Source organism: Nocardia pseudovaccinii NBRC 100343 (genome assembly GCF_001613225.1).
GTDB lineage: Bacteria > Actinomycetota > Actinomycetes > Mycobacteriales > Mycobacteriaceae > Nocardia > Nocardia pseudovaccinii.
Window position 1 is genome coordinate 1 of sequence record NZ_BDBY01000067.1, and the last position, 12564, is coordinate 12564.

11 protein-coding genes are annotated in these 12564 nt (G+C 67.4%); 6 read left to right on the plus strand and 5 right to left on the minus strand.

The window, feature by feature from the left end; genetic code table 11:
* Positions 1–6 precede the first annotated feature (6 nt).
* On the plus strand, positions 7–1230 hold the full coding sequence (locus tag NP3_RS07605; RefSeq protein ID WP_063039147.1) for a cytochrome P450: 1224 nt from the start codon (positions 7–9) through the stop codon (positions 1228–1230).
* Between the two features lie 22 nt (positions 1231–1252).
* Positions 1253–2086 carry an SDR family NAD(P)-dependent oxidoreductase gene (locus NP3_RS07610; RefSeq protein ID WP_063039161.1) on the plus strand — a complete coding sequence of 278 codons (834 nt, stop codon included), beginning with the start codon at positions 1253–1255 and terminating at the stop codon, positions 2084–2086.
* A 49-nt stretch (positions 2087–2135) separates the two neighbouring features.
* On the opposite strand, the gene NP3_RS07615 is transcribed toward NP3_RS07610, so the two are convergent.
* From NP3_RS07615 to NP3_RS07630, 4 genes are read right to left on the minus strand one after another with little or no spacing between them, the layout of a single operon-like run.
* Positions 2136–3116, minus strand: coding sequence for an NADPH:quinone oxidoreductase family protein (locus tag NP3_RS07615; protein WP_063039149.1), 981 nt, complete (start codon positions 3114–3116; stop codon positions 2136–2138).
* Positions 3113–4330, minus strand: a complete 1218-nt coding sequence (locus NP3_RS07620) for an acyl-CoA dehydrogenase family protein (RefSeq protein WP_063039151.1) — start codon at positions 4328–4330, stop codon at positions 3113–3115. The genes NP3_RS07615 and NP3_RS07620 overlap by 4 nt, the downstream gene beginning before the upstream one ends.
* A gap of 33 nt (positions 4331–4363) precedes the next feature.
* Positions 4364–5131, minus strand: a complete 768-nt coding sequence (locus NP3_RS07625) for an SDR family NAD(P)-dependent oxidoreductase (RefSeq protein ID WP_063039153.1) — start codon at positions 5129–5131, stop codon at positions 4364–4366.
* 10 nt (positions 5132–5141) lie between these two features.
* Entirely contained in the window at positions 5142–6290 is a 1149-nt protein-coding gene (locus NP3_RS07630; protein ID WP_063039155.1) for an acyl-CoA dehydrogenase family protein, read from the minus strand.
* Between the two features lie 164 nt (positions 6291–6454).
* On the opposite strand from NP3_RS07630, the gene NP3_RS07635 reads away from it, so the two are divergent.
* The 4 genes from NP3_RS07635 to NP3_RS07650 are packed head-to-tail and all read left to right on the plus strand — an operon-like array spanning position 6455 to position 11244.
* Positions 6455–7219 carry a crotonase/enoyl-CoA hydratase family protein gene (locus tag NP3_RS07635; protein WP_063039156.1) on the plus strand — a complete coding sequence of 255 codons (765 nt, stop codon included), beginning with the start codon at positions 6455–6457 and terminating at the stop codon, positions 7217–7219.
* Complete coding sequence (locus NP3_RS07640) at positions 7219–8415, plus strand: CaiB/BaiF CoA transferase family protein (protein WP_063039157.1); 1197 nt, start codon at positions 7219–7221, stop codon at positions 8413–8415. Before NP3_RS07635 ends, NP3_RS07640 begins: the two co-directional genes overlap by 1 nt.
* Positions 8416–8425: 10 nt before the next feature.
* Complete coding sequence (locus tag NP3_RS07645) at positions 8426–9571, plus strand: thiolase family protein (RefSeq protein ID WP_063039163.1); 1146 nt, start codon at positions 8426–8428, stop codon at positions 9569–9571.
* 20 nt (positions 9572–9591) lie between these two features.
* Positions 9592–11244 carry a thiolase C-terminal domain-containing protein gene (locus NP3_RS07650; protein ID WP_063039158.1) on the plus strand — a complete coding sequence of 551 codons (1653 nt, stop codon included), beginning with the start codon at positions 9592–9594 and terminating at the stop codon, positions 11242–11244.
* Positions 11245–11247: 3 nt separating this feature from the next.
* On the opposite strand, the gene NP3_RS07655 is transcribed toward NP3_RS07650, so the two are convergent.
* The coding region (locus NP3_RS07655; protein ID WP_084508307.1) for an AMP-binding protein at positions 11248–12564 on the minus strand (1317 nt) is incomplete at its 5' end.

Sequence of the window (12564 nt, forward strand, 5' to 3'; positions counted from 1 at the left end):
AAACCCATGTCCGAGTCCATAATTGCCGCGGACCTGCCCGAATTCCCGATGGCACGGACCGCGGGCTGCCCGTTCGGGCCGCCGCAGCGGCAGCGCGAACTGCAGGCCGCGAAACCGCTATCCCGGGTGCGGATCTGGGACGGGAACACGCACTGGTTCGTCACCGGCCACGCCGAACAGCGGGTGGTCCTGTCCGACCCGCGGTTCAGCGCCGACGAGCGACGTCCCGGCTTCCCGCATCAGAACCAGGGCATGGCCGAAACCGTCGACCATCGCCCGCTGACCATCTTCAATTCCGATGCTCCGGAACACAGCCGGTTCCGCAGGCTAATGACCTTCCCGTTCACCGTCAAGCGGGTCGAGGCGCTGCGTCCGGCGATCCGGCAGATCACCGATGACCTGATCGACGATATGTTGGCGGGCCCGAACCCGACCGACCTGGTCACCGCGCTGGCGCTGCCCCTGCCGTCGCTGATGATCTGCGAATTGCTCGGTGTCCCTTATGAAGACAAGGAGTTCTTCCACCGGCACGCGGGCGTCGCCGTCGACCGCAATGCCACGCCGGAAGAGAACGCACGCTCGTCCACGGAAATTCTGGAGTACCTCGCCGCGCTCATCACCGCACACATGGATTCCCCTGGCGAAGGCTGGATCTCCGAGCTCGCCGAGCGGGTGGCGGCCGGGGAGGTCACCGTGCACGAGGCCGCGCAGATGGGCGTCGTACTGCTCATCGCCGGACACGACACCAGCGCGAATATGATCGCCCTCGGCACCCTGGCGCTGCTGCGGAATCCGGAGCAGCTCGCGGTATTCCGCGACAGCGACGATCCGAAGGTCGTCGCGGGCGGCGTCGAGGAGATGCTGCGCTATCTGTCCATCGCCCAGCACGGACTGCGCCGAATCGCGGTGGAAGATATCGAGGTCGGTGGCGAGGTCATCCGCGCGGGCGACGGCATCGTCGTGCCGCTGCCGGTAGCCAATTGGGATCCGGATGTCTTCCCCGAACCCGAATCGCTCGACCTGCACCGGCAGGCGCGCCAACATCACGCCTTCGGGTTCGGCATCCATCAGTGCGTCGGTCAGCAGCTGGCCCGGGTGGAACTGCAGGTCGTCTACGGCACTCTCTACCGCCGCATCCCCACCCTCCGGCTGGCCGCCGCCTTCGACGACATCGAATTCAAAGAAGACCACTTCGCCCACGGCGTCAACGCACTACCGGTCACCTGGTAGCACACGAAAGGTATTGATCACCATGACAAAGGAACTGATCGGCAAGGTTGCCATCGTCACCGGCGGCGCATCGGGAATCGGGCGCACGACCGTCGACAAATTCGTCGAAGAGGGCGCTCGCGTCGTCATCGCCGATATCAACTCCGAACAGGGTGCCGCCGTGGCCGCCGAGTACGGGCCCGAGGTGCTGTTCAAGCAGACCGACGTCGCGGATTCCGCGCAGATCGAAGCGCTGATCGCCTACACGGTGGAGCAATTCGGCGGACTGCACATCATGTTGAACAACGCGGGTATTCCGACCGTGATGTACCCCCACTTCCTCGACGACCCGCTCGACGACTTCCAGCGGGTGATGGCCGTCGATCTGCTCGGCGTCATGCTCGGCACCCAGCACGCGGCCCGGTATATGGCCGCAAACGGCGGTGGCTCGATCATCAACACGACTTCCATCGGCGGCATCCAGGCTGGCGCGGGCGAGGCGACCTATCGCGCGGCGAAGGCCGGGGTCATCCACTTCACCAAATGTGCCGCCATCGACCTCGCCGCCCACGGCATCCGGGTCAATTGCATTGCGCCGGGCGCGATTCCGACCCCGATCATGGGCAGCACCCTCGCCCATCTCACCGACGGGGAAGATATGACCCAGCAGTTGCGCGAGGTCATCAAGACCATCCGACCGCTGCGGCGCGAGGGCTCGGCCACCGATATCGCCGAGGCGACTGTGTTCTTGGCCGGTGACCGGTCCGGCTACATCACCGGCACGATACTGCCGGTCGACGGCGGCATCGTCGCGGGCCAGGCGATGAATGCCCTCGCCGATATCGTGGAATCCCGCGCCAACGCCCTTACGGCGTGACCCGCTTCGACAGGGGTGGCACGGTGGTGCCACCCCTGTGCGATGCGGTTCAGCCAGCGGTCATAGCGAGCACGATCTTTCCGGTGGTGCGGCGTTCGGCCACATCGGTCAACGCGGTAGCGATATCGGCGAGCGAATGGACCTGGGATACGAGCGGGCGCATTCCGTCGCGAACCATCGAGGCGAGCGCGCGATCACCCGCTGCCACAGCATCTTTGGCGTACTGGCGCAACATCCGGATCTCGAAACCCCGCACGGTCGCTTCTTTGAGCAGTACGAGATTCAGCGGAATGCTTGGAATCTTGCCGTCGGCGTAACCGACCGTGACGAACCGGCCACCGCGCCGCAGTCCGCGCAGGGCGGCCTCCGAGTAGTCGCCGCCCACCGGATCGATCACCAGGTGGACACCTTCGCCGCCGGTCACTTCGCGCAACCGCTGCTTCAGATCCGCACGGACATAATCGATTCCGGCCTCGGCGCCGAGCTTGCGCGCGACCACGAGCCGATCCTCGCTCGACGCGGCCGCGATCATATGCAACCCCAGCCGGGTGCCGACATCGACTGTGGCCGTGCCGACTCCACCCGCGGCGCCGAGCACCACCGCCCACTCACCCGCTTTTCCCTCGCCGATGGTGACCAGCGAGTGGTAGGCGGTGGCGTAGGTGACGTGGAACGCGGCGGCGTGGACCATATCGAGACCGTCCGGAATCGGGCGCAACCCCGCAGCGGGCGCCACGACCTGTTCCGCGAACGCACCGCCCATCACCGCTCCGGCCACCGGCGAACCCACCGGCGGGCCGGACACCCCTGGACCCAACGCTGTTACAACACCGGCGAATTCACTGCCAGGGGTGAAGGGCAGCGGCAGGGATACCTGATATTTGTTCGCGATGAGCAGTACATCCGGGTAGTTGACCGCAGCGGCATGTACCCGGATCAGCACTTCGCCGGGACCGGGCTGAGGATCATCGAGCTCGACGACCGAGAGTCCGCCGGGCGCACCGTATTCGGTGCAGCGCGCCGCCCTCATCGGGTCCGCCCAACCGACGGCATCGCCGGATCGCGCGGCAGTCCGAGCACCTGTTCGGCGATGGTATTGCGTTGGATCTCCGCGGTTCCCGCGCCGATCGTCGAGGCCCGGGTGCGCAGAAAGCCCCACACCCAGCGGCCGCGCTGCACGGCATGCGGATCGCGCCGATCCAGCACACCGTAGGCGCCGAGCATATCGACGGCGAATTCGTGCAGGTCCTGTTCGAAGGTCACGATGAACAACCGCGATGTCGACGATGCGGGCCCCGGCTCCCCCTTGGCCATGATGTCGGCAATGGTGCGCATCCCGGTCAGCCGCATGATCGACACCCGGATCTCGAAGTCCGCCAAGCGATCACGCACCAGTGGATCCGAGGTCGCACCGCGCTCGTGCGCCAGCTCGATCAGCTCGTCGAGTACGCGGCGGTACATGGCGGCCTGGTTCATCGCCCCGGCCGCGCGCTCATGGCCCAGGCTGGTGCGCACCAGCGGCCACCCGCCGTTTTCCGTGCCGATCCGGTCGGCGACCGGCACCCGCACATCGCTGAAGAAGATCTCGCAGAAGTGCGCGTCGCCGGTCAGGTCGCGCAGCGGCCGCACACTCACGCCGGGCGCGTGCGCATCGATCAGCAGATAGCTGATCCCCTCCTGCCGCGATCCCGGCGGACCGGTGCGGACCAGGGTGAAGATGATGTCGGCGATTTCGGCCGCGCTGTTCCACACCTTCTGTCCGTTGACCACATATTCCGCATCGGGATCATCGGGACCGCCGCCCTCCAGCCGCGCCGAGGTGCGCAGCGCGGGCAGATCCGATCCGGCGCCCGGCTCGGAATAGCCCTGCGCCCAAACCATATCGCCGCGCAACATCGGAGCCAGGAAGCGCTGTTTCTGCTCGGCCGTGCCGTATTTGATGATCGTCGGCGCGGCGATGCCGAGCCCAGTCCCCAGCGGGCCCGGGACCCGGGCCCGCGCGTACTCCTCCTGGTAGATCACCTGACGGCCGAAGCTCAGGCCCATCCCACCGTATTCCCGCGGCCAGCTCGGACCGGCGTATCCGGCGTCGAAAAGCGTTGCAAGCCAAGCCTTCTGCCAGGCCAGCCGCTCGGCCGGATCCTTGGGCCGACGGCCGGGGTGATGGTCGGTCAGGAACGCCCGCAGGCGCGCCCGGAACTGCTCATCGGTCTCGACCTGCTCCTCGGTGAACGTGAGAGTCACCTGGCTCCTCCATGGTTGCGATCGATGCGGCGGTCAGCGCGGGGCCATGCGGATGGCGCCGTCGAGCCGGATGGTCTGGCCGTTGAGGTAGGGGTTCTCCAGCATTTCGACGGCGAGGCGGGCGTAGTCGTCACCGTCACCGAGACGCTTGGGATGCGGCACGGTGGCGGCCAGGCCCTCGCGGATGTCGTCGCGCAGCCGGGCGAGCATCGGGGTGTCCATGATGCCCGGCGCGATGGTGTTCACCCGGATCTGCCAGCTGGCCAGATCCCGGGCCCCGACCAAGGTGATGCCGTGCACGCCCGCCTTGGAGGCGGTGTAGGAAGTCTGCCCGATCTGGCCGTCGAACGCGGCGACCGATGCGGTGAGGACGATGGCACCGCGGTCGCCGTCGACGATTTCGTTCGCCGCCATCCGGGCGGCGGCCAGGCGCAGCACGTTGTAGGTGCCGATCAGATTGATCCGCACGACCTCGGCGAAGGTCGCAAGGTCACCGGGGTTGCGATCGCGGTCGATGATCCGGACCCGGTCGCCGCCGCGGCCCGCGCAGTGCACGACGAAACGCAGCGGACCGCTCTTTTCGGCGGCATCGAGGGCGGCGGAGATCTCGGCCTCGTCGGTCACATCCGCGCGCACGAACTGTGCCGCGTCGCCGAGTTCGGCGACGGCCTTGGCGCCCTGCTCCTCGGAGATGTCGGCGAGGACGACGCGGCCGCCGCGGTCGATGATCCGACGCGCGGTGGCCAGGCCGAGCCCGGAGGCGCCACCGGTGACCAGTGCCGAGGAACCGTCGATGTGCATACCAAACTCCTTATAAGCCAAGGGATTTACTGATGATGGTCTTCATGACCTCGCTGGTGCCGCCGTAGATGCGGCTCACCCGGGCATCGGCATAGAGCCTGGCGATCGGGGATTCGAGGATGTAGCCGTAGCCGCCGTGCAGTTGCAGGCAGCGGTCGACCACACGGCCCTGCATCTCGGTGCAGAACAGCTTGGTCTTGGCCGCGTCGACGGGACTCAACTCGCCCGCGACCAATGCCGTGATGGCCGCGTCGAGCATGGTCTGGGCGGCCTCGACCTCGGCGGCGATGGCCGCGAGTTCGAATTTGGTGTTCTGGAAGTGCGCGACCGGTTTGCCGAATACCGTCCGGTCCCGGACGTAGGTGATGGTCATCTCGAGCGCGGCCCGCCCCTGCGCGACCGCGCCGACCGAAATGGCCAGCCGCTCCTGCGCCAGATTGCGGCCGAGGTAGGAGAACGCCTCGCCTTCCGCGCCCAGCAGATTGGCAACGGGGACGCGCACATCGGCGAACGACAGCTCGACGGTGTCCTGCACGGTGAGACCGAGTTTGTCGAGTTTGCGTCCGACGGTGAAGCCCGGCATCCCCTTCTCCACCACGAGCAGGGAAAGGCCCGCGCGGCGATTGTCCGGATCGGTGCTGGTCCGCGCGACCACGATGACCAGGTCGGCGTGATAGCCACCGGTGATGAAGGTCTTGGCTCCGTTGAGCACGTAGTGGTCGCCGTCGCGAACCGCCTTGGTCGCGACGCCCGCCAGATCCGAACCGGTTCCCGGTTCGCTCATCGCGATCGCGGTGTAGAGCTCACCCGAGGCCAGACCCGGGAACCAGCGGGACCGCTGGGCGTCGTCGGCCAGGCCGAGGAAGTACGGGACGACGATGTCGAGGTGGGTGCGCAGCCCGCCGAGCGTCACGCCCGCCCGCGCGCACTCCTCTTGAAGCACCACGTTGTAGCGGTAGTCATCCTGACCGCCGCCGCCGTATTCCTCCGCGATCGCCGTGCCGATGATGCCGAGCTTGCCCAGTGAGGTGAACAGCTCGCGGGAAACCAGGCCCGCCTCGCGCCACTGCTCGTACTCCGGGACCACCTCGCGGGCGAGGTAGTCGCGGACCAGGAGGCGGAAGTCCTCATGGTCCTGGGTGAACAGCGTCCGGCGCATCCGGTTACCTCCTCGTAGCGAGCGCGTCGCGATGGACCACCATGGGCCGTCGCGCCGAATTCAGTATACGCATTCATTCGGAAAATTAGCCAAATTAAGTATACTGTTCTGAATCGAACGGCCCGGGAGCGGCGCCGATCGACGGCCAGTGCGAAGGAGAAGATGTGTCGGACGAAGTGCTTGTGGAGCGCCGTGGCGCGGTTCAGGTCATAACGATCAACCGCCCGACGGCGAAGAACGCGCTCAATGCCGGGGTCGCGGCCGGGGTGGCCGCCGCGGTCGACGAGCTCGACCAGTCGGACGAGTTATGGGCGGGCGTGCTCACCGGCGCAGGCGGGACATTCTCGTCCGGAATGGATTTGAAAGCGTGGCTGCGCGGTGAGAGCCCCGCGATCGAAGGCCGCGGCCTGTGCGGGATCACGATGACGCCGCCGCGCAAACCACTGATCGCCGCGGTCGAGGGTTGGGCCGTCGCTGGCGGCTTCGAACTGCTGCTGGCCTGCGATCTCGTGGTCGCGGCCCGCACCGCGCGCGTCGGCGTGCCCGAGGTGAAGCGGTCGCTGGTCGCGCGTGGCGGCGCCGCGCTGCTGCTGCCGCGGCGGGTGCCGTACGCGATCGCATTGGAGTTGCTGCTGACCGGTGATCCGATCGGCGCCGAGCGGGCGGCCGAGATCGGCCTGGTCAATCGGCTCACCGAGGAGGGCGGCGCGCTCGAAGGCGCACTGGCGCTCGCCGAAACGATTACGGCGAACGGACCTTTGGCCATCGCGGCGACCAAAGAGATCGCCCGTTCCAGCTCCGACTGGACCCTGGCGGAGGGCTGGGCCAAGCAGGTCGACATCGCACAGCCGGTATTCTCCTCCGCCGACGCCGTCGAAGGTGCCACCGCCTTTGCGGAAAAGAGGGCACCGATCTGGAAAGGTCGCTGATGTCCGGCGGACCGCTGGCAGGCTGCCGGGTGGTCGAACTCGGCGGCATCGGCCCAGGTCCCTTCGCCGGGATGTGCCTCGCCGATCTCGGGGCCGAGGTGGTCCGGGTGGATCGACCGGAGCGCGCCGATGAGCCGGACACGAGCGGCCCGGCCAATGTGACCGATCGCGGGAAGCGGTCGGTGGTGCTCGATCTCAAGCACCCGTCGGGTCCGGCCGCACTGCTCGACCTGATCGAGCGTGCCGACGTATTGATCGAAGGTTTTCGTCCCGGCGTCACCGAGCGTCTCGGTATCGGGCCGCACGAATGCCTGGCTCGCAATCCCCGGCTGGTCTACGGCCGGATGACCGGATGGGGCCAGGACGGCCCGCTGGCCGCCGCGGCCGGGCACGATATCGGATATATCGCCCTCACGGGGGCGCTGGGTGCGATCGGGTCCGCGGGCGGACCACCGCAGATCCCACTCAATCTGGTCGGCGATTTCGGAGGCGGCGGTTGCTATCTGGTGATCGGGGTGCTCGCCGCGCTGTACGCCGTCGAGCGGACCGGCCGCGGCCAGGTCGTCGACGCGGCCATCGTGGACGGCACCGCACATCTGCTCGCGAGCACCTTCGCCAAACTCGCGCGTGGCGCGTGGACCGACGAGCGCGGGGTAAACCAACTGGACGGCGGCTGGCCGTTCTATTCCGTCTACGAGACCAAAGACGGTCGGCACATGGCGGTCGGTGCGCTGGAGGCGAAGTTCTACCGGCAGCTGCTCGAACTGCTCGACCTCGACATCGACCCGGAACAACAGCACGATCGGGCGACCTGGCCGAAGCTGCGAAATATGTTGGCCGAACGATTCGCCGAGCGCACCCGCGACGAATGGGCTCTGTTGTTCGAGGGGACCGACGCCTGCGTCGCCCCCATCCTCGGCCTCACCGAGGCGGCAGCCCATCCGCATCTGGCCGCACGCGGCAGTGTGATCACCCGGGACGGTGTGGTCCAACCCGCTGCGGCGCCGCGGTTTTCGGCTACCCCGGCACAACCAGGCGCGACCGCACCGGCCATCGGCGCGGACACCCGCGCGGTATTCCAGGATTGGGGCATCGGCAGCGGCGACGAACTCGTCCACAGCGGTGCCGCCAGGCAGGCGAGCCGAGAGGCAACCAACACCAGACCGGGTCGCCACCGTGCCGACCCGCGGGACTGAGGAGGTCCATATGAGAGACGCCGTCATCGTCGATGCGGTCCGCACCCCGATCGGTAAGCGCAACGGCACGCTCGGGCCGGTACACGCGGCCGATCTGTCCGCGAAGGTGCTCAATGCGCTGGTGCAGCGCAACGGGATCGATCCCGCCGTCGTGGACGACGTGATGTGGGGCTGTGTCACTCAGATCGGCGACCAGTCGAGCAATATCGGCCGGTTCGCCGTACTCGCGGCCGGGTGGCCGGAACATGTGCCCGGCGTGACGATCAACCGGGCCTGCGGGTCCAGCCAGCAGGCCATCGACTCCGCGGCGCAAGCGGTGATGGCCGGACAATACGACCTCGTGGTCGCCGGTGGTGTGGAAACGATGACCCGCGTTCCGCTCGGGTCGCACCGGACCACGGGGCAGCCCTACGGTCCCGCCGTGCTGGCCCGTTATGACAACTTCGACTTCAACCAGGGCATCAGCGCCGAGTTGATGGTCGAACGCTGGGGCTTCACCCGCACTCAGCTCGACGAGTTCGCGGCGAGCTCGCACGCCAAGGCGGCCGCGGCGATCGACGAAGGCGTCTTCGACGACCACATCGTGCCGATCGAGGTCGACGGGACCAAGTTCACCGTGGACGAAGGACTGCGCCGCGGCACCACGGCGGAGAAGCTGGCCGGACTGAAACCGTCGTTCAAGCCCGACGGCGCGATCCACGCGGGCAATTCGTCCCAGATCGCCGACGGTGCGGCCGCACTGCTCATCACGACCACCGAACGGGCACGCGAACTCGGTCTCACGCCGATCGCGCGCTATCACTCCGGGGCGGTGAGCGGCGCGGACCCGATCCTGATGCTGACCGGGCCGATTCCGGCGACGGAGAAGGTGCTGCGTAAGGCCGGACTGTCCATCGACGATATCGGCGCGTTCGAGGTCAACGAGGCGTTCGCACCGGTGCCGCTGGCGTGGCTGGCCGAAACCGGTGCCGATGCCGAAAAGCTCAATCCGCTCGGCGGGGCGATCGGTGTCGGCCACCCGCTCGGCGGTTCGGGTGCCATTCTGATGACGCGGCTGCTGGCACAACTGCGGCGCGAGAATCTGCGGTACGGACTGCAGACCATGTGCGAGGGCGGCGGCACCGCCAACGCGACCATTATCGAACTGCTGCACTGAAATTCGAGGAATCCCGCATCATGACGTCGTCAGCCCCGGATCGCCCGCTTCCGCAACCGACACTCGCGAGCGCCGAGTTCTGGCGATCCGGTGCCGACGGCGTGCTCAGGATTTCGCACTGCGCCGACTGCGGGCGGTTCTTCCATCCGCCGATGCCGGTGTGCCCGTCCTGCCGCGGGCGCGCGGTGTCGCTCGCGCCGACTTCCGGGAAAGCCGTGGTCGTCGGGTTCAGCGTGAACCATCAGGCGTGGTTGCCGAAGTTCCCGCCGCCGTACGTGGTGGCGGTGGTCGCGCTCGCCGAGGACGATCGGGCGCGACTGACCACCAATATCGTCGGGTGCGAGCCGGACGAAGTTTGCGTCGGGATGCGGGTGCGAGTGCGCTTCGAACAGGTCGATGATCTGTACCTCCCCCTGTTCGAGCCCGACCCGGAGGCCGAGGGGCCCGGGCCGTTGCCTGAGCCGCGCGAGGTCCGAAATGCGCTGCGGCCCATGGCTTCCCCGCGCAAGTACGAGGACAAGGTCGCACTCACCGGGGTCGGGCAGTCGCAGGTGGGCCGACGACTCATGGTCGACCCGATCTCGCTGACCGTCGACGCCTGCCTGGCCGCGGTGGCGGACGCCGGGCTCGACCTGAGTGAGATCGACGGGCTGTCCACCTATCCCGGTGCGGTCCCCGGCGGCTTGAGCGAAGGCGGCATCACAGCTCTCACCGAGGCGCTGCAGCTGACTCCGACCTGGGTCAACGGAGCGCGAGAGGTGCCGGGGCAGATCGGCTCGATTACCGCCGCCATGCTCGCGGTAGCGGCCGGGCTGTGTCGGCATGTGCTGTGCTTCCGCACGGTCTGGGAGGCATCGCACAGCGCGCTGCTGCGGTCCGGTGAGTGGCATCCCGACGGTGGCCGCGCGAGCGGAATGATGGAGTTCCGGGCGCCCTTCGGTGCCATGTCGGCCGCGCAGTGGATCGGCTGCAATGCATCGCATTACATGCACCGTTACGGTGTCGGGCGCGAAGCGCTCGGTGCCATCGCGGTCACCGCACGCGCGGGCGCGGTCCGCAACCCGGAAGCCCTCTACCGCGACCCGCTCACCATCGACGACTACTTCAACGCCCGCATGGTGACCACCCCCTTCGGGCTCTACGACTGCGATGTGCCGTGCGACGGCGCGATCGCGATCGTCGTCTCGGCCATCGAGACCGCCGATGACCGCCCGCACCCACCTGTGCTGGTCGAGGCCGTCGGCACCGCGATCCTGGAACGGCTCAGCTGGGACCAGGACACCCTGACCCACACCCCGCAGTCCCGCGGCCCGTCGGCCCACCTCTGGACCCGCACCGATCGCACCCCCGCCGACGTAGACCTCGCCCTCCTCTACGACGGCTTCACCTTCAACGCCCTGTCCTGGATCGAGGGTCTCGGCTTCTGCGGCCCCGGCGAGGCAACAGATTTCATCGCAGGCGGCAAAACCATCGCCCTCGACGGCCCCCTCCCCCTCAACCCGCACGGCGGACAACTCTCAGCAGGTCGCCTACACGGCTACGGTTTCGTTCGCGAGGCGATGTTGCAATTGCGCGGGGATGCGCATGGGCGTCAGGTCGATGACGCGCAGCTGGCGGTAGTCACCGCAGGCGGCGGCGTCCCCTCCGGCGCAATGCTTTTGAAGCGGGCATAGCAGTCAGAGCTGAGACTCCTTGTAGGCCTTCATCAGTTCGCGGCGCAGGATCTTGCCGCTGGGCAGGCGGGGCACCGCTTCGAAGGAGACCGATTTCGGGCATTTGTAGTGGCCGAGGTGTTCCCGGCAGTAGGCGATCAGTGCTGCGGCGAGGTCTGGGCCTGGGGTGGCGGAGGCGGCGGGTTGGACAACGGCGTGGACGCGTTGGCCGAATTCCGGGTCGGGGATGCCGATTACGGCGACGTCGTCGACTGCGGGGTGCAAGGTCAGCACGTCCTCGATCTCGCGGGGATAGATATTGACTCCGCCGGAGAGGATCAGGTCGGTGCGGCGGCCGGATAGGTAGAGGTAGCCCTCCTCGTCGACGTAGCCCAGGTCGCCGAGAGTGTTCCAGCCTTTGTCGTTGTATGCGCTGGCCGTCTTGTCCGGGTCGCGGTGATAGGAGAATTGCCCGGCGTCACCGAACCAGATGGTTCCGATTTCGCCCGGCTTCAGTTCGTTGCCTTCGTCGTCGCAGATATGTGGGATGCCGCGCAGCGGTTTGCCCACCGAGCCCTTGTGGGTCAGCCAGGTCGGGGTGTCGATCATGCAGAATCCGGTGCCCTCGGTGCCGCCGTAGAACTCCACCAATTTGGGACCGAACCAATCGATCATCTGCTCTTTCACCTCGACCGGGCACTGGGCGGCAGAGTGCACGACGGCGCGCAGACCGGATACGTCGTAGCGCGCCCGCACCGCATCGGGGAGTTTGAGCATGCGCACGAACATGGTCGGCACGAACTGGCCGTGGGTTACGCCATGCAGTTCGATCAATCGCAATGCTTGTTCGGCGTCGAATTTCTCCATCACCACGGCTGTTCCGCCATTGCGAATCGTGCCGATGGTCCAGGCGAGCGGCGCGGCGTGATAGAGCGGGCCGGGACTGAGATAGACGGTGTCGCGGTCGAAGCCGAAGGCGGCGGCCATCCGGTGGTCGATCGGCAGTCCGGCGCCGAACGGCAGACCGGAGATCTCGGGCAGGATCCCTTTCGGTCGGCCGGTCGTACCGGACGAATAGAACATGTAGTAGCCCTCGGACTCGTCCTCGATCGGATCGGTCGAACAGCCCGCGATCGCGCCGTCGAGGCTTTCCACCCCGGAAACGTCACCCGCGGCGATCCGCTCGAGGCCGGGCAGGGCACGACCGATTGCCGCGGCCGAATCCGCCAGGGCGGGCGCGGAAAACAGTACGCGGGCTTCGCAGTTCTCGACGATGTAGATCGCCTCGGACTCGGACAGATGCCAATTCACCGGCGTGTAGAACAGGCCCGACCGCTGAGC